Source organism: Occultella gossypii (genome assembly GCF_019947135.1).
Classification (GTDB): domain Bacteria; phylum Actinomycetota; class Actinomycetes; order Actinomycetales; family Beutenbergiaceae; genus Occultella; species Occultella gossypii.
The window spans coordinates 23491-42801 of the sequence record NZ_JAGSHT010000007.1; the positions used below are offsets into that span (position 1 = coordinate 23491).

The following is a 19311-nucleotide window of genomic DNA, read 5'->3' on the forward strand; positions in this document are numbered from 1 at the left end:
TGGGTCAGGCCTCCTCGGAGAACGCCTCGCGCAGCTGCGCCTCCTGCTCATTGCTGAGGTTCGACTGGATCAGGGTGCCCTGGATGCCCCGGGCCCGGAGGCTGTCCCGCACCTTGTCCACGACGGCGTTCTCGGACATCAGGAACAGCGCGGACGTGCCGGGGACCACCTGGTCGCGGACGGAGCCGATGAACTCGTCATCGATACCGACGTCGGTCAGCGCCCCCGTGAGCGCCCCGATCCCGGCGCCGATGGCCGCACCGAGGAACGGCACGAAGAAGATCAGCCCGAAAAGCAGCCCCCAGAACGAGCCACCAAGGGCACCGACGCCCGCGGTATTGAGGCCCTGGCGCGTCTTCGGCTTCTTCTTTCCGGACTCCCAGGAGACGGTCGCCGAATCGTCGACCGTGATCAAGCCCTGCTTCGACAGCTCCCCGAGGGCCACGGCCGCGTCATCCGCCCCTTCGGCTGTCTCGAACTTCCAAACACTCAGCGTTGCCATGCTTCAGTCTCCTCATGGTGGGTGAACCGGCCCGGACGAGCACCGAAGCCGGTCTGTACCCCACCATCGTCCGAAGCCCGCCGGCCGGACGCCTCATCCATGGCGGGTGAGCCCGACGTTGCCGAGCCTCGTCCGGAACGCGTGAGGCGTGGACGGCGCACACCAACGAGGCTTGGCCCCCGACCGAACGGGCGGACGGAGGTGCGATGCGCTACGACATCCGGGTACGCGGGCGCTTCGACCGGGCGCTGGTGACCGCGCTGGGCGACATCACGATCACGGCAGCGGAGCGCGACACGATCCTGCACTGCCAGGTTCCCGACGTCGCCGCGCTGGTCGGGATCCTGCACGCCGTCACGGCGCACGGCCTGACCGTGAAGGAGGTCCGGACGGCGGATGTCGAGTCCCCCTGAGCGCCTCAGCCGGAACCTGGGTCGGGTGCCGCGTCCCCGTCGGTTCCGCCACGCGCAGCGGGTCCGTCGCCCGTTGCCGGCCGGTGTCGAACCCGCCGGCTGCTCGCCGCCTCCATGGCGTGCGTCGTCGACTCGCCGACGACCTCCGTGGCCGGGAACACCTCAAGGGCTGCCCCCACCCCGCTGAGCCGCTCCTCGTCCCAGTACTTCACCATGTCCGTCCCGAGGCCGCTCAGGTAGAGCCGCCCGCCGTTGACCTCCAGGCGCCGGGCGTACTCGGAGACCACCGTGAAGAAGGTGACCCCGAGGGTGGTCCGGCCCCGCAGACGCAGCACGACGGCCGCGTCGGTCGCCATCCCGGGATCGGGCAGCCGGGCCTGCAGGGTGCGCGCACCCGCGTAGAACAGGCTGCCGTAGACGTCCAGGACGACGACGTCACCCGCGGCGAGGGCCGCCGGCGCCGGGCCCTCGACCAGGTGACCCTCGTCGTCGCGCTGCAGTCGCACCACCTTCAGGTCCACGGCCTCCTGGTTGAGCTGGACGAGAAGTGAGAGGGCCACCCCGATCCCGACGGCGACGACAACCGGCAGGGCGAGTGTCGCCACGAAGGTGGTGGTGAGCGCGATCTGGGAACTGGCGCCGGCGCTCCAGATCGTGCGGATCCGCGCAGGATTCAGGGACCCGACGGCCGCGTAGATCAAGATCGCGGCCAGCGTCGGCATCGCCACTCGGCCGACCAGGCCCGCGAAGACCACCAGGATGAGGAGCATCCAGACGCCGGAGAAGACCGCAGCCCAGTGCGTCCGGGCGCCGGCGGCGACGTTGATCGCGGTCTGCCCGACGGAACCGCCCACCGGCATCCCCCCGAAGACCCCGGATGCCACATTCCCCCAGCCCTGGGCACCGAAATCGCGATTGGCGTCCGAACGCCGTCCGGACGGGTTCGGCGCGGACTCGGCGACACCCGCGCCCTGCACGAGCACGATGGCAGCGACGGCGAAAGCACCACCGACCAGACCGAGGGAGAACGCCCCGGGATCGGGAATCTGCGGCAGGGGTAGGCCCGTGGGGATGGTGCCGACGTCGGACACATCGGCCACCGTGAGCCCGAGGATCGCGACCGCGGCCGTCGGGATGACCAGCGCGATCAGCGAACTCACCATCGCCAGACGCCCTTTGCCGAGGACGATGAGCAGCGCCAGGGCCGACAGCCCGATCAGCAGCGACGCGGGATCGATACGCCCGGGATGGCTGATCACGTCCCAGGCCTTGAGGAGCGCCACGGCTCCGGAAGCATCCGCACCGGTCAGGTCCGGCAGCTGCCCGAAGATGATGTTCACCGAGACCCCGGTGAGGAAGCCCGTCATCACCGAATGGGAGACGAACCTCGTGTACCGGCCCAGGCGCGCCAACCCAGCCGCCACCATGAGCCCTCCGGCGATCAGCGTCAGCCAGATGATCGCGTCGGACCGCTGCCCCTGCGGCACAGTCGAGATGGCCGAACCTGCCGCGAGCGCAGCCGCGCTGGTGGTGGTGATGACCATCATCCGGGTACTCGCGGTCATCCCGCCCACCAGCGGACCCGCGAAGCTCGCGTAGAGGCCGTGCACGGGGTTCACCCCGGCGAGCACCCCGGAGGCCATGCCGTCCGGCACCGACGAGATCGCGCCCGGCAGTCCCGCGACGATGTCGGTCCGCAGGTCCTTCCACCGCGGCAGGCGCGGGCGACGGCGCGCGCGAGCGGACTCCTCGGTCACGTCGGTTCCTGCCCGCGGGTGACCGGGTCGTCACGCAGCAGTGCCGAGTCGATCAACTCGTGCCGCTGCAGGTAGGTCGAGATCACCGCCTGCGCGGTCGCCGCGAGGGGCAGGCCGATGAAGGCGCCCATCGGTCCGAGCACCGCGCCGAACGCGATCACCGCCACGAAGGAGACGGCCGGGTTGATCTCGAGCGCCTTGGACGAGACCCGGGGCGAGAGGATCAGGTTCTCGAACTGTTGATAGGCGATGATCCACGCCAGCACCACAAGGCCCAGCCCGATCGACTGCACGCCGGCCACCGCGATCGGCAGTGCGCCCGCGATGTAGGTGCCCACGGTCGGCACGAACTGGGACACGACGCCGACGAACAGGCCGAGCGGCACGGCGTAGTCGAGGCCGATCACCGCGAGGAAGAGCGTGGTGCAGGTGGCTGAGACGAGCGCCAGCACGACGCGGGAAGCGATGAAGCCGGAGAGCTTGTCCTGGGCGATCCCCCACATCGCGAGCACGCGAGCCTGCCGCATCGGCTCCAGCGGCCGGCAGATCGCGATCCGCAGCCGGGGTCCCGCGGCAAGCATGTAGAACGCGATCAGCAGGACGCCCGTCGCGGTGATGAAGCCTGAGGCGAGCACCCCGCCGATGCCCAGGATCCCGCTGGCGAGATCGGCGCCGTACCGCTCCAGGGCCTCGGTCACGAGCGCCTGCCGGTCCGGGATCTGGCCCGCGAGCGCCGGGTCCAGGCCCGCCCGGACGGCGACCAGCGCCTCGTCCAGGGCGGCCACGAGCTGCACCAGCTGGGTCACGAACAGGTTCCCGAAGACGGTGATGAGCGCGACGACGGCGACGAGCCCGCCCACCATCACGGCTGCCGTCGCCACGGCCCGCCGCCACCGGTGCCGGACCAGTGCGTTGACCGCCGGCTCCATCGCCAGAGCGAGCACGAACGCGATCAGAACGGTGGAGACGATTCCCCGGAGGGAGCCGAGGATCCCGAACGCGATCACCCCCACGATGGCGGCGATGACCACCTGGACGAGCGCGCGGGGCAGCCATGGCGGTGGTCGCCGGTCCACGACGGGTAGGGACGCGCTCACGTCGTGGACGGTACGCCGGGGACCGTCCGCCGGACTCACCCCATCCGCATGAAGGCCGGTGGCCCCTCAGAGGAGGTCGCGCTCCACAGCGATCCGGACCGCCTCCCGCCGCCCGGACGCGCCCAGTTTGCGGTAGACGGCACGCATGTGCGTCTTGACCGTGTTCGCCGAGACGAACAGGGACCGTCCGATCTCGGCGGCCGTCATGGGCGAGCGGAGGTAGGTCAGGACCGTCATCTCCCGGTCCGTGAGTTCCCAGAACGAGGGCGACCGGCGGAGCGGGACCCGATCTCGCATTCGCGTGACGAGCTCGCCGACGGTCGTGCCGTACTGGGTTCCCCAGGCCAGGTGCTCGGACAGCAACGGAGCGATGGCGTTCCCGTGAAGCACGAGCGGGCGCGTCAGATCCGACTCGAACGATATCCGGAGCGTCCGCTCGAGCAGCACATGGGCCTCTTCCACCGCCCCCTCCTCGGCGGACATCAATGCCTCGGTCAGATTCGCGTACATCGCGATGTGCGCGGTCCGCCGCGAGGCGGGGATGCCGGCCAGCACGGCACGTGCGTCCGCGTACGAGCCGGCGCGCCGGTGCAGGTCCGCGATCCAGACGAGGATGCTGGACTCGAGTTGGCCGGGGTCCATCACGGTGACCCTGGCCAACGCGGCGACCGGGTCACCCAGGACGTCTTCGCGTATCGCCTCCACTATCTCCGCGATCGGCTCGGTGAGCCTGCCACCCCCGTCGTCCGGATCAGGCTGCGCCGTCACCCGAGCGACCTCGACGAGCGCGGCGTCGTCCGTGGACAGCCCGACGATCATCAGGACCAACGCCGCCCGCCTGCGGAGGTTTCCCTGCCGGGGCTGGGCCCGCCGGATGGCCTCCTCCAGATGCCCGCGAGCCTGCTCGGTGTGATCGCGCCAGTACTCGGCCACACCCAGGACGAGATGAGCCGGGACGAGCGAACTGGAACCGGCCCGCCCGGCGCGTCGGCCGTCGTCGACCGCGGCACGCGCCAGCCGTGCGGCCTCGTCGAAGCGACCGAGGATCCACAGTGGGACCGGCGCCATGGCGGTGCTCGCCGCTGCGAGCTCGTGCAGATCGCAGCCGGAGGCGAGGTCCTCGGCCCGCTGGAGGTCCGCCAGGGCACCGGCGGGATCGTCGTCCAGCCGAACTGCCGTTTCACCGAGCAGGAAATGCGCGAAAGCCTCGACCGCACGGTCCCCGGTGTCGTCGGACGGAAGGAGTTCGCGGACCCGGTCGCGTGCTGTGACCACCTCCGTATCCCGGCCTGCCACGAACAACTGGAGCAGGGCGTCCACGAGTTCGACGTGGCGTGCGCGTTCCGTCGGCAACGTCGCGGCCCGGGCCTGTGCGCGCGCCCTCGTCGCGCTGCTCGTGCTGCGCTGGTCGAGGAACTCGCAGAGCGCGAGCACCAGCAGGATCTCGGCGTCATCGGCCTCGGCCGACGGTAGTTGTGCGCACAGGCGCCGGAGGAGCTCCGTCTCGCCGCGGAGCAGCCGATCCGGCCATTGCGCGAGCACCAACTCGAGCGCGAAGGTGCCATCCCCGCCCGCCACGGCGAGCGAGACCGCGAGCGGCACATCGACCGGAGCCCAGTACCGGGCGGCCCGGCGACGCAGGCTCAGCGCCGCCTCCGGATCGTTGCGCTGCAGGATCGCCCGGCACTGCGACGCGAACAACGCGTGCCAGCGGAACTCCTGCTCGTCACCCCCGAGCGCGGTCAGGAAGACGCCGAGCCGAACGCACTCCTCCAGGAGTGCTGCCCCGTGCGGATGGAGCACCTCGGCCAGGTCGCCTCTGATCCGGTCACCGATGGTGGCGTGCAGGATGAACTCGGCCAGCTCCGGGCGCAGTGTGCCGAGGATCTCGTCCGTGAGGTACCCGGTCAACGGCAGTTCCGCCCCGCCCATGGCCTGCAGCCGACCGTGCCGGTCCGTCGAGGCGCCGAGCGCCACGATCGCCATCCGGGTCGCGACGGGCCAACCACCGGTCGACTCGAGCAGGAGGTCGGTGTCCGGTTCGTCCAGCTCGAGCCCGGACTGCACTGCCAGGGCGGCTACCTCCGCCCGGTCGAAGCACAGGTCGGCCTCCCGAAGTTCTCCGAGTTCGCCGTCCAGACGGCGCTTGTGCACGGGCAGGTTCGGGTCGGACCGGCCGGACAGGATGAGCCGCAGGTTCGGGGGCGCGAACCGCATCAGCCGGCCGACCACCTCCCGGGAAGCCACGTCATCCACGGCGTGCAGGTCGTCGATGATCAGCACGATCGGCGTCCGGAGTTCCTCCAGCGCCGTCAGTAGCGCGTCGTATTGTTCGGGATCCACCCGGTACCGTGGCACCAGCGCCAACAGGCGAGCCCCGTCGGATCGTCCGGACCGGCGCACCGCGGTCCGGAGTGCGTTGACCAGGCCACGGAACAACCTGCGTGGGTCGTTGTCGAACTCGTCGATGGTCAACCAGGCGACGGTTGCGTCCGTCCTCGAACACCACATCGTCAGCAGGGTGGACTTGCCGTAGCCCGCGGGTGCGGTCACGAGCGTGAGCGGGTGGTCGGCCACGCACTCGGTCAGCCGGTCCAGGAGCCCGCGGCGCTCAAGCAGGTGCGCCCCGACGTTCGGGACCTCGATCTTCGCGGACGGTGTCGTCGTCGCCCAGGCCATGTCGCCGTCGGGCTCCGGAGATGTCTCCTCGCGGGCAGCCAGGTCGAAGAGCGGGTGCCGAACGCCCGTTGCACCCGAGTCCGCCATGACGCGTTCGGCGTCCTCGCGTGCCCCCCTGAGCCCATCCGAGATCATCCGGTCGTCCTGCCCGAGTCCCCAGCCATGACTGACGCACACCGCCTCGTGCCCGTCCCCCTGCAGCCATCCAAGCGAGCGCGTCACATCCCTGTCAACAGGCCCGCCCTCGCGGGTCACGCGTGAGCGCGGCACGACGACACGTCAGACGAGGATGGCGATCGCATCCCCGATCACCTTGGTTCCCAGGACCAGTAGCAGGACGGACATGATGACGGCGTTGTTCGCCAACATCCAGGCCCGCATGCCCTCGAGCAGCCGCGCCGCCCGCTCGCCCATCACGAGGTAGAGGACCACCGGGAGGATGACACCGATGCTGGCCACCACGGTGAACACCGCCAGGGCCACGAACTGATCGCCGCGGGCACCTGTGGCGTGCGCGATCGCGGTCGCCCCCGCGACGACCAGGAGCAGGTTCTTCGGGTTGATGCCGCCCAGCAGGAACGCGAGACCGAACGCTTTGACGGGGGTGAACGTCTCGATCGCGGCCATCCACTTCGGCGCCACCGGCTCAACGTCGCTGCCGGGCCGGCCATGCCACTGCTTCACCGCGAGGAACAGCAGCCCCAGGCCGAGTGCCAGCTTCAACAGGCCCACCCAGACGGGCGTGGCGCCGTCGTCCCCGCCGGCCGTGTCGCCGACGAGGAGCAGCACGACCGATCCGACCACGGCGATGCCCGCGACCCATCCGAGCACGAACGCGATGCCGTTCGACCTGGCCCGCGCGGAGACCAGCATCAACACGACCGCCACGATCGGCATCGGGGAGACCATCACACCGACCGCTATCGGCAACGACTGACCGATCGCCTCGCCCATCCCGGGCCTCCTCGTCCTCGCCACACCGACCGCCATGGCCGGATCCCGACCCCTGTCATCCTCGCCCGGTCCGCCGGCGGCGCACTCATCCCGAACGGGTGGTTCGCAGTTCTGTCGACGCGGGTGAGACTCGGAACCTGGTCCGCACCGTCGGCGCCCCGCCCGTTCCCCGGACCGTCCTCGGTCACGACGATGCCGAAGGAGGTCAGCGTGCTCTACCAGGTCCTCGTGGACGGTGCCGTGCGCCCCGATCGGCTCATCGGCATCGACTTCGTCAGCGTCACACCGATCGCTGATCAAACGCTGCTGGCCTGCGCGGTGCCAGATCCGGAGGGTGTGGCCGAACTAGTCAGCGTGCTGACCGACCACGGTCTGCGGTTCGAGCGGCTCTGCCGGATCCTCGACGTCCGGCCGTTCTGAGCTGTCTCATCACGTTGGGGTGAGGCAGTCGTTCCGGCCACGTTCCAGGCTGGAGACGACCGGGTCCCGCGGTGGGTGCCGGACCGATGAAAGGCAGGTGTGGACGATGGCGAGGAAGGTGACCGCCTGGGTCGGCTGGATCTGGTTCGCCGGCCTGATCATGCTCAGTTCCGGGGTGTTCAATCTGCTCAGCGGGATCTACGCGGTGGGTGCACGAGACATCGGCATCGTCGAGGTCGGCACCCAGATCCTGCTCCTGGACGTCAACTCCTGGGGCTGGATCCACATCGCGATCGGTGTCCTGCTGATCGTGGTCGGCATCTGCCTGCTCGCCGGGCAGGGCTGGGCCCGGATCGGCGCCGTGGTCGTGGTCGGCCTGAACATGATGACCCAGTTCCTCTACCTACCACTGACACCGTGGTGGTCGATCGTCGTGATCGCCCTCGACATGGTCGTCCTGTGGGCGCTCGTCGTACACGGCGAGGAAGCCGAACAGGCGTCGTGACCGCACCGCAGGAGCCCGACGGCGGGACTGCTCCACCGGTGCGGGCGCGGCTGTTCCAGGGTTCCGGCGCCGGCCTCGCCGGCCTGCTCTTCGCGGTCCTGTTCGTCGTCGGTTTCGTGGTCCTCGACCAGGTGCCGGACTCGGCGACCCACGATGAGCTCACCGCCTACTACGAGGGTGCCGGCGGCAGCGCCGTGATCGTGGCCGGGTTCTATCTCGTGCCGTTCTCGGGCCTGGCCTTCCTGTGGTTCATCGCCGCATCCCGGCACCGGCTGCGTTCCCTCGCGCGCCGGGAGGACCCGTTGCTCGACACGGTGCAGATCACGTCCGGTGTGCTGTTCGTCGCGATGATCTTCGTCGCGGCCGCCGCAGCGGTGACGGGCGTCTCCGCGGTCCGTCTCAACGGCTCGAACGCCGCCGCCGATCTCGTCACGCTCGAGCAGGCCTCGACGATGACGTCCTACGCGCAGACCCTGCTGTTGATCTACGCATTCCGCACGGCCGGTGTGTTCATCCTGGCCAGCACGACCCGTGGCTTGCGGGCGAAACTGTTCCCGCTCTGGTTCGCGGCCCTGAGCTACCTGGCAGTCGCGGTGCTGCTGCTGTCGCTGACGTCCGTGCGCGCCGTCGTCCTCGTGGTCCCGGTGTGGGTAGCCGCAGCCTCTGCCGTCATCTTGTTCCGGCGGGCCACCGGTCAGTTGGAGGTCGCCTGACCATGTCCCCCGCATCCGGGGCCGGGCGCGTGCCAGTGCTCTTCGGCTCGCTGCGCGGCTACCAGGGCCAGTGGCTCCGCCGCGACCTGGTCGCCGGGCTCACGGTCTGGGCGGTGATGGTGCCGGAGGCGTTCGCATACGCGACGATCGCCGGCGTGCCGCCGGTGGTCGGCCTCTACGCGGCAGTACCAGCACTGATCGCGTATGCCGCATTCGGCTCCTCGCGACACCTGGTGGTCGGTCCGATGTCCGCCACGGCGGCCCTCTCCGCGGCGACGATCGCCGAGTTCGCACCCGGGAACTCCGACGCCTTCATCGTCCTGACGACCGTGCTCGCGGTCGTCACCGGTGTGCTCGCGATCCTGGCCGGACTGGCCCGGCTCGGCTTCGTGGCGACGTTCATCTCGGAGCCGGTCCTCAAGGGCTTCATCGTGGGCCTGGCGCTGACGATCATCATCGGGCAGCTCCCGAAGCTGTTCGGGGTCGAGGGCGGCGGAGAGGGCGCGATCGGCAAATTCGTCCAGGTGCTCGGGGAGCTTGGCCAGCTCTCGGTTCTGACGACCGTCATCGGCGTGCTGTCCCTGGTGATCGTGCTGGCCTTGAAGCGATGGCTCCCGGTGGTGCCGGCGTCCTTGGCCGTGGTGCTGGTCGGGATCGTCACGGTCCACGTATTCGGTCTGAGCGATCGCCTCGACGTGGTCGGCGAGATCGACCCGGGCCTGCCGACTCTTGGCCTGCCGTCCACGACTTGGAACGACTACGCCCAGCTGGCCGGTCCCGCCGTCGGCGTCATGCTGATCGCGTTCGCCGAGGGGTTGGGAGCGGCGAAGACGTACGCCGCGAGGAACGGCTACGAGGTGGACGCGAACCGGGAACTCATCGGCCTCGGCGCCGCGAACCTCGGCTCCGGGCTGGCCTCCGGCATGGTGGTCAACGGAAGCCTGTCCAAGACCGCGGTGAACGGCTCGGCCGGTGCCCGCTCGCAGGTGAGCGGCCTCGTCGTGGCCGCACTGAGCCTGATCACGCTGCTGTTCCTGACCGCGCTGTTCGAGGAGTTGCCGGAGGCGGTGCTGGCTGCCGTGGTCATCTGTGCGGTCATCGAGATGGTCGACACGAAGGCGATCGTGCGGCTCTACCGGGTCTGGACCCCGCGCCTGGGCGGCACCTATGGCTCCGCCGCGCGCGCCGACTTCATCGGGGCGGTCGCCGCACTGCTCGGGGTCCTCGTCTTCGACACCCTGCCCGGTCTCATCATCGGCATCGTGACCTCGATCCTGCTCCTGCTGTACCGCGCATCGCGCCCGAGCGTGCGCCGCCTCACCGACGTGGACGGCAACTGGGTGGACGCACAGGCGCATGCCGACCATCCGGTGGACCCGGCGGTGCTGGTGGTCCGGGTGGAGTCGGGACTGTTCTTCGCGAACGCCGACCATGTCAAGGACGAGATCCTCCGTCGGCGCACACCACAGACCCGACTGGTGGTCCTGGATGCCCAGACCACGCCGTTCGTCGACGTCAGCGGCGCGACCGCGCTGGCGGAACTGACCGACGACCTGGCTCGGGACCATGTCGCGTTCGCGATCGCAGGGAACATCGGTCAGGTCCGGGATGTCCTGCGCGCCGATCGCGCCGGCGGTCCCCGACCGTTCGCCACGGTCGCCGAGGCGATCGGCGTGCTCGGGGCAGGCTCCGGCTCGGAAGCCAGCTGGGACGATCCGAGACCGGCCGAGCCGTGATCGGCGCCGAGGGACAGAACCCGACGGACCAGCTGACCGAACTGGTGGACTCCGCGAGCCTGAACGGCTGGGACCTCCTCGTGGTCGTGATCGTGGTGATCCTCACCTGGGTCGGGTCACGTACGGGCCGGCGCACGGTGATGCGGCTGCTCACCAAGACCGATGCGGTCCCCTACGAAGTGGCCTACACCTGCTCGCGCGCGGTGGGCTACTTCATCGTCCTGCTCGGGGTCGGGATCGCGCTGTCGGTCCTCGGCGCGCAGATCCAACCGGTGCTCGCCGCAGTGATCCTCATTGCGGTGGTGGCCTACTTCGCCCTGCGGGGCGTGGCCGACAACTTCGGCGCGAGCCTGATCCTGCAGATGCGTAAACCCCTGCGCGTCGGCGACTGGGTCGAGACGGACGACCGCTGGGGCACCGTCACCGACATGAACGCCCGATCCGTCGTGCTGCGGACCTCCGACGGGAAGGTGATCCACGTCCCGAACGCCCAGCTCCTCTCCGACCCCCTGGTGATCCAACCCGTCAAGGGGTCCGTACGTTCCGAGATCGAGGTCCGGACCACGGACGTAAGCAGGCTGACGGCGGTCGCCACGACCGCCGTCACGCTGGCCGCCGCCGTGGACGGGGTCCTCGCCGAGCCGGCCCCCGACCTGGTCTGGGTGGCGAGCACTCCGGAGCGGACCACCGGGCGGATCCGGGTCTGGCACGAGGCCGGTGCGAACACCAAGGTGGGCTCGAACGTGGTTCGCGTCGTCTCCGAGGGCCTCGCCGAAGCCGGCCTCACGGTGAGCCTCACCTCGCCTCCGCCGGCACCGCCGCTGAGTCCGGCGCCGTCGCTCTGACGCTATCCGCCACGCGGGTGGGCGCACGGCCCCGGCGCGATCAGACGTCGGTCCGGGCCACCGGCGAGACGTGATGCCGGAACCGTACGTCCTGCCCGGGCCGGAGCTGACCGGCGGCGTCCCGTGCGGACTCGGTGAGCACCGCGATCACCGGGTATCCGCCGGTCACGGGATGGTCCGGCCCGAAGATCAGCGGCTGTCCGTCGGGGGGCACCTGCACCGCGCCCGCCACCACCGGCTCCGAAGGAAGCTCGTCGTCGCGGGCGCGACTCAGCGGGGCGCCGCGCAGTCGCACCCCGACCCGGTCGCCGACGTCCGTGACCCGATACCGGCCGGCGAACAGCGTCCGCCAGGCGTCCTGCGTGAACCAGTCCCGGCGCGGCCCGGGCATGGCGTCGAGCATGAACGCGGGGCCCGTCGGCGGGGCCTGGCCGGCGTCGATCGTCGCCAGGGCGGAGCGCGCCCACCCGACGGGCAGCACGTCGCCGCTGCGCAATGGCTCGGGACCGAGCCCGGACAGGACATCTGTCGAACGGGATCCGAGGACCTCTGGCACGGCGAGCCCACCGACGACCGCGAGGTAGGTGCGCAGGCCCCACCGCGGTATCCCGAGCCGCACGACGGATCCCGCCGCCACCGCAAGCACCTGGTGGGATGGCACCGCGGCGCCGTCGACGGTGGCCGGGGCGGACGCTCCCGTCAGGGCGAGGAGCAGATCGGACTCGGCCCGCACCGTCAGGCCACCCATGGTGACCTCCAGGGCGGCCGCGCCGTCGTCGTTGCCCAGCAGGCGGTTCGCGGCGATCAGCGCGCCCCGGTCGGCAGCGCCGGAGGGGGACACACCGAGCGCGGCGAACCCAGGACGGCCGAGGTCCTCGATCAGGGTGAGCCCACCACCTACCGCGAGTACGGTCAGAATTCGGTCGCTCACCCGGCCACCTCGAACCGGACCCGCATTCCTGCCCGCAGCAGCGCCGGCGGGTCCGCGGTCACGTCGAACAGGGGCGCGTCGGTCCGCCCGAGCAGGCGCCAGCCGCCCGGGGAGGCGCGCGGGTAGACAGCGGTGCGGTCGGCGGCGATCGCGACCGAACCGGCGGGCACCCTCAGCCTGGGTGTGATCAGCCGCGGCAGGTTCAGCGCCGGGTCGAGCCCGGAGAGGTAGCCGAAGCCCGGGGCGAATCCGATGAAGTCCACGATGTACTCGGGTGCGGTGTGCCGGGCGACCACCTCGGCCTCGGTCAGACCGGTGGCGCCCGCCACGTCCGTGAGATCCGCGCCGTCGTAATGCACCGCGATCCGGACCAGGCCTCCCACCGGACGGGCAGTCGGCACGTCGTTGTCCAGGTCCCGTACCCGTGCGGCGACGCCCGGCAGGTGCGCGGCGGAGTCCGCGACCACGAGTACGGTACGGGCCGCGGGAACGACATCCACGATCCGGGGATCGGACGCGGCGGCCAGGGCCGCGGCGAGCGCATGCACCTGGGCGAGGGTCGCCACCTCGACTAGGACGGCGCGCTCGCCGCTGGGCCAGATCTGCATCGGTCCCACCTCAGCTGAACGGCACCGGTGTCATGCCGGCGCGCTCGAGCTCGGCGCGGACCCGGGTCGCGATCGCGACGGCGTCCGGGTTGTCGCCGTGCACGCAGATGGTCCGCACGTCCAGGCGGACCTGGCTGCCGTCGACGGCGGTGAGCGCGCCGGTGCGGATCAGGCCGGCCACCCGGACCGCGATGGCTGCCGCGTCGTGCAGCACCGCTCCGGGTTCGGTGCGCGGCACGAGGGTCCCGAGTGGGGTGTAGGCGCGGTCCGCGAAGCCTTCCGCGATCGCGGTCAGGCCGGCGTCGCGGGCCAGGTCCAGGTCCAGGCTGCCGGGGGCACCGACGACGGCGAGTCCCGCCCCGCGTGCGAGCGTCACCACCGCTCGTGCGTGCGTTGGGTGGGAGCCGGCCGCGTGGTAGAGCGCACCGTGCGGTTTCACGTAGCTCACCCGGGTGCCGGCTGCCGCCGCCATGTCGGTGAGTTCGCCGAACTGCTCGGTGATGTGTGCGAGTAGGTCCGCCTCGGTGAGGTCCACGAACCTGCGGCCGAAATTCTCCCTGTCCGGGTAGGCGACATGGGCCCCCACCCGGACGCCGCGCGCGGCGGCCGCCTCGCACACCGCGCGCATCGTGGCCCGGTCGCCTGCATGTCCGCCGCAGGCCACGTTGGCGCTGGTGACCACCGCAAGCATGGCCGTGTCGTCGCCCATGCCTTCACCGAGGTCGGCGTTCAGGTCCAGCATGCACCGATGATCCCACGCACGGGGTGGGACTGCGCCGCGCCCACCCGGGACGATCAGATCGCCCGGTGTGGCAGCGCCGCCTCAGCCGGCCAGGATGCGGGCCTTCTGGGCCTCGAACTCGGCGTCGGAGAGGATGCCCTGCTCCTTCAGCGCGCCGAGATCCTTCAGCTGCGCGAGCTTCTCATCCATGCTGGCGCTCGGTGCCGGAGCGGCGGGCGCAGGGGGCGGCGCGGCGGAGGCGGGTTGCTGCGGCGGAGGTGCCTGCGCCGCCTGTTGTTCCTGCCATCTACCGGCCTGGCGGTGGGCGACGCGGCCGGAGACGGCGGTGGCGGTGCCGGCGATCGCGGCGGTACGAGCCATGGTGCGAAGCAGTCGTGGCATGGTGGGTCCCTTCCAATGGGTCCGGGTGGATGGTCGGATCGGTCGGGCTCAGGCGTCCGCTTCGGTCTCGTCGAGGGACGCCAGGAACTCCTCGAGCGGGATCCTGCCGGTGGAGACCAACTGCCCGCCGGAGGCCCGGACGGCTGCCGCGAACGGAACCGCCCACACGTTCTCGTAGATCAGCACTGCGGCGGAACTGCCCGGCTCGATGACCCCGCCGACATCGTCGAGGTCGTCCTCCCCGATCAGCCCGGTCGAGGCACCTTCGAAGACCCCGAGGTCGAGCTCGCCATCGCCGTCCAGGTCAGAGACGGTCAGCATCACGACCTCACCGTCGACTTCCTTGCGGACGAACAGCAGGTCGATGATCCTGATCAGCCCGCCGTCCACGAGATCGAGCAGTCGCGGAAAGACATCACCGCGGAACTGGTTGCCCGGGAACTCCAGAACGAGGTAGTCGATGGGGCCGATCTCGTCGAGAGTTTCGGTCATGGTGCATCCTCCGGATCCGATCGGTGGTGGTGCCCGCCGCGCGATCTGTGGCAACAGCAGCGTGGCGCGACACCGGGGCCCTCCGCCCACGGACCAGCATGCTCGCCGAGCCCGCGGGGGCGCCTCACCCAACCAGGATGAAAGCACCTGACCGGTGGCCGACTCAGGACTCGATGAGGTCCGCGAGACCTGCCAGGACCCGGTCCAGGCCGAACCCGAACGCCGCGTCCGGGTGGTACGCGGCGCCCTGGGCAACACCGGCCGCCGCACCGATCCGGACGGCCCGCGGATAGCGGGCGGGGTCGAGCACGCTCGCGAGCAGGGGCCCGTTCACGGCCCACCACTGTGCATCCGTGGCACCGGAGTCGCGGCGCGCCGTTTCGACCGCGCGTTCGGCGAGTGCCTGCTGCTGGGTGAAGCCGAGCACGAAGGTCAGGGCGGCATCGACGTCGACGTCGGACAGACCGGTACCGTCGAACGCGGCCAGCTCATGCTCGTACTTGGCCGTCTGGCCGGGGCCGAGGGGCGGCCGGGACAGCGCCACGACCTCCACCAGCCATGGGTGCGCCCGGAGCAGGTCCCGGTTCGCCTCGGCCACGGCCCGGACCCTGCCGCGCCAGCGCCGGCGCCCCCACGCCGGGCGCGGCATCGCCAGATACAGCTGATCGACCATGAGGTCGGTCAGCTCCGACATCCCGGGCACATGGGTGTACAGGGACATCGGTGCCATGCCGACTGCGGCAGCCACGGCTCGCACGCTCAGCGCCGCCGGTCCATCGGCGTCCGCGAGCGCGATCGCGGCCGCGATCACCTCGTCGAGCGTGTGTGCGGGCGTAGGTCCGCGACGGCGCGGGACCTGCGGTCCCTGACCGCGCCAGAGCAGGGCGAGGGTCCGGTCGCTACTGCCCACCTCGGATTCGTCGTCGCCCATGGGAATGATTCTTGCATCCCGATCGTTGTGCAGCGTACGGTGTAATTACCTTGTACGCCGTACGCCATTACTTGTTAGAAGGAGACCCCATGCGCATCACCGAGTCATCCCTGTCGCTCAACGTGCCCGACGTCGAGGCCTCGGCCGCCTGGGTCCGCGATCACCTGGGCTTCGCACAGGTCATGGCGGCGGACGGATTCGTCGCGTTGACACATCCCGAGGCGAGCATCACCCTCATCTATCTGCGGGTAGGGCTGCCGACGTTCAAACCGGCCTCGGCCGCCGGGCCAGCCGACGGCCTTCTCGTCGTCTTCACGGTGGACGGGATCGACGCCGAGTACGAGCGGCTGCGCGGCGAGGGCGTCGAGATCGTCACCGAGATCGAGACAGAACCGTGGGGAGAGCGGTACTTCCAGATGAGGGACCCGAACGGCGTCATCTACCAGCTCGTGCAGTGGGTCGCGGCGCCTGACCAGCAGTGAGGTCCGGCGCTTGCGGCGCACACGGTCCCAGAAATCTCATCCGCCCGGGATGAGGTCCCGGGAACCGGACCTCCCTAGCGTGTCGGATCATGGCTGCACCCCGGTCCTGGCGGGCCCGGTTCCGCACGAGGTCCTACCTGAAGGACAGTTTGTGGGTCCTGCCCCTGGCGTGCGCGCTGCTGGGTGCACTCCTCGGGATGGGCACGGCCCGTATCGACGCCATCGTGACGACACCCGTCGGCCTGCAGTACGACCCGGGTACCGCGACGACCGTGCTCACCACCATCGCCGGGGCCATGGTGGGCCTGCTCGGCCTGGTGGTCACCATCGGCGTGGTCGTGGTGCAGCAAGCCACCACTGTGCTCTCGCCGCGGTTCATGCGGCTGTGGTACCGGCAGCGGCTGCAGAAAGTGGTCCTGGGGACGTTCACCGGGACGTTCACGTTCGCGTTCACCAACCTGCGCCGGGTTGACGACGGGTCGGTACCCGATCTGGGCGTCACCTTGGCCGGGATCCTCTGCCTCACCAGTCTCGTGCTGCTCCTGGTGTACCTGGACAGGTTCACGCAGCACCTGCGCCCGGTGGCGGTGGCGGCCCTCGTGCTGACAGCCGGAAGACGCGAGGCGGACACCGCCCTGCCAGTGACCCGGCCGCACCTGGACGCCACCATGAAAGGGGATCCGGTCCTGGTCGTGCGCACCCCGGCGGATGGCGTGCTCCAAGGTCTCGATGCTCGCGGACTGCTGGCGCTGGCAGGGCGAGCCGGATGCACCGTGATGCTCGTTCCGGCGGTGGGCACCTTCGTCCCGGCCGGCTCGACGATCTTCGAGGTGTACGGACCTGGCGTCCCACGGGCCGTGGACCTGGAGCGCTGCGTGGTCCTCGGGCTGGAGCGGACCATCGAACAGGACCCGGCGTTCGCCCTGCGGGTGCTCGTGGACATCGCGGCCCGGGCGCTCTCCTCGGCATTCAACGATCCGACGACCGCCGTCCAGGTCATGGACTACATCGAGTCGTTCCTGATCGCGGCGGGGCAGCAGGAACTGCCCGCCAGGCATGTGCTGGCCGACGACGCCGGCGTCGCCCGTGTCGTCATCCCAGGACGGCCCTGGGAGGAGTATCTCGACCTCGGCCTCGCTGAGATCCTGCATTACGGAGCCACCGACCTGCAGGTCTGCCGACGCCTGGCCGCGCTGCTGGACCACTTGCAGACCACCGTCGGGCCCGAACGGCGGCCGGCCGTGGAGAGCCACCGAGCCGAACTGAGGGCCGCCGTCGAGAGGTCCTTCCCCTCGCCCACGGACCGCGCCCGAGCAGGCCGCAGCGACCGTCAGGGACTCGGCGCCACCACCGAGCACGCCGACCGCTGAACTGCTCACCCAGCCTGGACGATGACGCAGGGCCGACCGGTCGGGATCCTGGGGACTGGCCAAGGGAGTTCGGATGCACGCACCCAACGCCCAGGACGGGCCGAGCGCCCCGACCCTTCCATCCCTCCATTCACGCCGCTACCTCGAGATCCTCCTGATGGCCGCGGCCGTAGGTGTGCCGATCTCCGCTGTGGCCTGGGGATACATGCAACTGGTGCATCGGCTGCAGCACTGGGTCTACGAGGACCTACCGGCCGCCGTCGGGTTCGGGCAGACACCGATCTGGTGGCCCGTGGCGCCGATGGTGCTGGCCGGACTGCTCGTGGGCCTGACCGTGCGATACCTGCCGGGCCGCGGTGGAGACTCGCCGGCGGATGGCTTCCATGCGGGTCCCCCGCCCCCATTGCGGGAGCTTCCCGGAATCGTCCTGGCCACGGTGGCGAGCCTCGGACTCGGCGCGGTGGTGGGCCCGGAGGCGCCGCTGATCGCGCTGGGCGCGGGCCTGGCCGCGCGCGCGCCTGAGGCGTTCCGGCGTGGACACGACGTCCAGGCCGTTGCCGTGGTGGGGGCCGCGGGGAGCTTCGCCGCGATCAGCCTGCTGCTCGGTTCCCCGCTGTTGGGCGCGTTCCTGGTGATGGAGGCGGCCGCGGTGGGTGGCACCGTGCTCGGCCTGATGATGCTGCCCGGCCTGCTCGCCGCCGGGATCGGGGCGCTGGTGATCATCGGACTCGGCTCCCTGACCGGCCTCGGCACCGCCTCACTGGCCATCCCCGGTCTGCCCGAGTACGTCCGCCCGGACGTCGTCCAGTTCGGTTGGGCCGTCGGCATCGGGTTGATGGCGCCCTTCCTCGGGCTGGCGATCCAACGACTGGCCCGGGTGGTGCGGGATCGGGTGGGTTCCCGGCCGGTGCTCGGTACCTCGGTGGTAGGGCTGGCAATCGCGGGCCTGGCGATCGCGTACGCGGCGCTGACCGGTGAGGCTCCCACCGCCGTGCTGTTCTCCGGCGAACTGGCGCTCGGTCCGCTCCTGTTGCAGGCCGCGGACTACTCGGTCCTGACACTGGTCCTGCTCATGGTGTTCAAGGGCCTGGCGTACGCCCTCTCGCTGGGTGCGTTCCGGGGCGGTCCGGTCTTCCCCGGGATGTTCCTCGGCGCGGCAGGTGGGGTGGCGCTCTCGCATCTGCCCGGCCTGCCCACGGTGGCCGGTGCGGCGATGGGGATCGCCGCGATGTGCGTGGTGATGCTGCGGATGCCACTGGTCTCGGTCCTGCTGGCCACTCTGCTGCTGTCGCAGGGTCTCGCCCTGATGCCGCTCGTCATCGTCGCCGTCGTCGTGGCCCACGTCCTGACGGCGTACCTGGCCCGGGCGGGGACGGCGGCCGGTCCCGCCGCACCCGGCGCCGTCGGGCGAACGCAGGTTCAGCCTTCGTGAAACGTCGAGGATGGGCCACCCCCGGAGGGCTCGCGATCGTCCGATTCGTATGAGGTGGTCGGCTCCCCGACGGCGGAACCTGGGGCGGGCAGCATCGATCAGCGCCGAGGAGGAGCCATGCTCTACGACATCCGGGTGCGCGGGAGCATCCGGGCCGATGTTGTGGCCGGACTCGGTGACGTGACCGCCGTCGAATCGGGCGCGGACACGATCCTGCGGTGCCGCGTCCCTGACGTCGCCGCCCTCGCCGGACTCCTTCGTGCCCTGGCGCAGGCCGGCCTGCTGATCCGCGAGTTGCGGAAGGTCGATCCCGGCTCGTGA

General features: G+C 70.6%; 21 protein-coding genes. 10 read left to right on the forward strand and 11 right to left on the reverse strand.

Annotation, left to right across the window (positions count from 1 at the left end):
• Window positions 1-4: 4 nt before the first annotated feature.
• Window positions 5-502 carry a DUF1269 domain-containing protein gene (locus tag KCQ71_RS06795; protein ID WP_223404184.1) on the reverse strand — a complete coding sequence of 166 codons (498 nt, stop codon included), beginning with the start codon at window positions 500-502 and terminating at the stop codon, window positions 5-7.
• 206 nt (window positions 503-708) lie between these two features.
• Here KCQ71_RS06795 and KCQ71_RS06800 point away from each other — a divergent pair, with 206 nt between their 5' ends.
• Window positions 709-915 carry a DUF8691 family protein gene (locus KCQ71_RS06800; RefSeq protein ID WP_223404186.1) on the forward strand — a complete coding sequence of 69 codons (207 nt, stop codon included), beginning with the start codon at window positions 709-711 and terminating at the stop codon, window positions 913-915.
• A gap of 5 nt (window positions 916-920) precedes the next feature.
• Here KCQ71_RS06800 and KCQ71_RS06805 read toward each other — a convergent pair whose 3' ends face one another.
• From KCQ71_RS06805 to KCQ71_RS06820, 4 genes are all read right to left on the reverse strand, one after another.
• Window positions 921-2672, reverse strand: coding sequence for a SulP family inorganic anion transporter (locus KCQ71_RS06805; protein WP_223404188.1), 1752 nt, complete (start codon window positions 2670-2672; stop codon window positions 921-923).
• Window positions 2669-3769: an AI-2E family transporter gene (locus tag KCQ71_RS06810; protein ID WP_223404190.1), complete on the reverse strand. Its 1101-nt coding sequence runs from the start codon at window positions 3767-3769 to the stop codon at window positions 2669-2671. Before KCQ71_RS06810 ends, KCQ71_RS06805 begins: the two co-directional genes overlap by 4 nt.
• 66 nt (window positions 3770-3835) lie before the next feature.
• On the reverse strand, window positions 3836-6583 hold the full coding sequence (locus KCQ71_RS06815) for a LuxR C-terminal-related transcriptional regulator (RefSeq protein WP_223404192.1): 2748 nt from the start codon (window positions 6581-6583) through the stop codon (window positions 3836-3838).
• A gap of 144 nt (window positions 6584-6727) precedes the next feature.
• Window positions 6728-7402 carry a GAP family protein gene (locus KCQ71_RS06820; RefSeq protein ID WP_223404194.1) on the reverse strand — a complete coding sequence of 225 codons (675 nt, stop codon included), beginning with the start codon at window positions 7400-7402 and terminating at the stop codon, window positions 6728-6730.
• 123 nt (window positions 7403-7525) lie between these two features.
• On the opposite strand from KCQ71_RS06820, the gene KCQ71_RS06825 reads away from it, so the two are divergent.
• The 5 genes from KCQ71_RS06825 to KCQ71_RS06845 all read left to right on the forward strand — a co-directional run bounded on the left by KCQ71_RS06825 (window position 7526) and on the right by KCQ71_RS06845 (window position 11621).
• Window positions 7526-7822 carry a hypothetical protein gene (locus KCQ71_RS06825; RefSeq protein ID WP_223404196.1) on the forward strand — a complete coding sequence of 99 codons (297 nt, stop codon included), beginning with the start codon at window positions 7526-7528 and terminating at the stop codon, window positions 7820-7822.
• 106 nt (window positions 7823-7928) lie between these two features.
• Entirely contained in the window at window positions 7929-8327 is a 399-nt protein-coding gene (locus tag KCQ71_RS06830) for a DUF7144 family membrane protein (protein ID WP_223404198.1), read from the forward strand.
• On the forward strand, window positions 8324-9040 hold the full coding sequence (locus KCQ71_RS06835) for a hypothetical protein (protein WP_223404200.1): 717 nt from the start codon (window positions 8324-8326) through the stop codon (window positions 9038-9040). Before KCQ71_RS06830 ends, KCQ71_RS06835 begins: the two co-directional genes overlap by 4 nt.
• 2 nt (window positions 9041-9042) lie before the next feature.
• A complete protein-coding gene (locus tag KCQ71_RS06840) occupies window positions 9043-10776 on the forward strand; it encodes a SulP family inorganic anion transporter (protein ID WP_223404202.1) in 1734 nt (577 codons plus the stop codon).
• A complete protein-coding gene (locus KCQ71_RS06845; RefSeq protein WP_223404204.1) occupies window positions 10773-11621 on the forward strand; it encodes a mechanosensitive ion channel family protein in 849 nt (282 codons plus the stop codon). The genes KCQ71_RS06840 and KCQ71_RS06845 overlap by 4 nt, the downstream gene beginning before the upstream one ends.
• Before the next feature lie 40 nt (window positions 11622-11661).
• On the opposite strand, the gene KCQ71_RS06850 is transcribed toward KCQ71_RS06845, so the two are convergent.
• The 6 genes from KCQ71_RS06850 to KCQ71_RS06875 form a co-directional block, all read right to left on the reverse strand.
• Window positions 11662-12552, reverse strand: a complete 891-nt coding sequence (locus KCQ71_RS06850) for a 5-oxoprolinase subunit C family protein (protein ID WP_223404206.1) — start codon at window positions 12550-12552, stop codon at window positions 11662-11664.
• Window positions 12549-13160: a 5-oxoprolinase subunit PxpB gene (gene pxpB, locus KCQ71_RS06855; RefSeq protein WP_223404208.1), complete on the reverse strand. Its 612-nt coding sequence runs from the start codon at window positions 13158-13160 to the stop codon at window positions 12549-12551. The genes KCQ71_RS06850 and pxpB overlap by 4 nt, the downstream gene beginning before the upstream one ends.
• A 10-nt stretch (window positions 13161-13170) precedes the next feature.
• On the reverse strand, window positions 13171-13902 hold the full coding sequence (locus KCQ71_RS06860; RefSeq protein WP_223404210.1) for a LamB/YcsF family protein: 732 nt from the start codon (window positions 13900-13902) through the stop codon (window positions 13171-13173).
• An 81-nt stretch (window positions 13903-13983) separates the two neighbouring features.
• Window positions 13984-14283, reverse strand: coding sequence for an SHOCT domain-containing protein (locus KCQ71_RS06865; RefSeq protein WP_223404212.1), 300 nt, complete (start codon window positions 14281-14283; stop codon window positions 13984-13986).
• Window positions 14284-14331: 48 nt separating this feature from the next.
• The gene (locus tag KCQ71_RS06870) at window positions 14332-14775 is read right to left on the reverse strand and encodes a DUF6325 family protein (RefSeq protein WP_223404214.1); all 444 of its coding nucleotides are present in this window, start codon (window positions 14773-14775) and stop codon (window positions 14332-14334) included.
• 163 nt (window positions 14776-14938) lie between these two features.
• On the reverse strand, window positions 14939-15706 hold the full coding sequence (locus tag KCQ71_RS06875; protein WP_223404216.1) for a TetR/AcrR family transcriptional regulator C-terminal domain-containing protein: 768 nt from the start codon (window positions 15704-15706) through the stop codon (window positions 14939-14941).
• Between the two features lie 89 nt (window positions 15707-15795).
• On the opposite strand from KCQ71_RS06875, the gene KCQ71_RS06880 reads away from it, so the two are divergent.
• The 4 genes from KCQ71_RS06880 to KCQ71_RS06895 all read left to right on the forward strand — a co-directional run bounded on the left by KCQ71_RS06880 (window position 15796) and on the right by KCQ71_RS06895 (window position 19311).
• Window positions 15796-16188, forward strand: coding sequence for a VOC family protein (locus KCQ71_RS06880; RefSeq protein ID WP_223404218.1), 393 nt, complete (start codon window positions 15796-15798; stop codon window positions 16186-16188).
• A gap of 89 nt (window positions 16189-16277) precedes the next feature.
• Complete coding sequence (locus KCQ71_RS06885; RefSeq protein WP_223404220.1) at window positions 16278-17558, forward strand: DUF2254 family protein; 1281 nt, start codon at window positions 16278-16280, stop codon at window positions 17556-17558.
• Window positions 17559-17631: 73 nt separating this feature from the next.
• The gene (locus tag KCQ71_RS06890) at window positions 17632-18990 is read left to right on the forward strand and encodes a chloride channel protein (RefSeq protein ID WP_223404222.1); all 1359 of its coding nucleotides are present in this window, start codon (window positions 17632-17634) and stop codon (window positions 18988-18990) included.
• Window positions 18991-19107: 117 nt separating this feature from the next.
• Window positions 19108-19311 (forward strand): DUF8691 family protein, encoded by a 204-nt coding sequence (locus tag KCQ71_RS06895; protein ID WP_223404224.1) that lies wholly within the window; start codon window positions 19108-19110, stop codon window positions 19309-19311.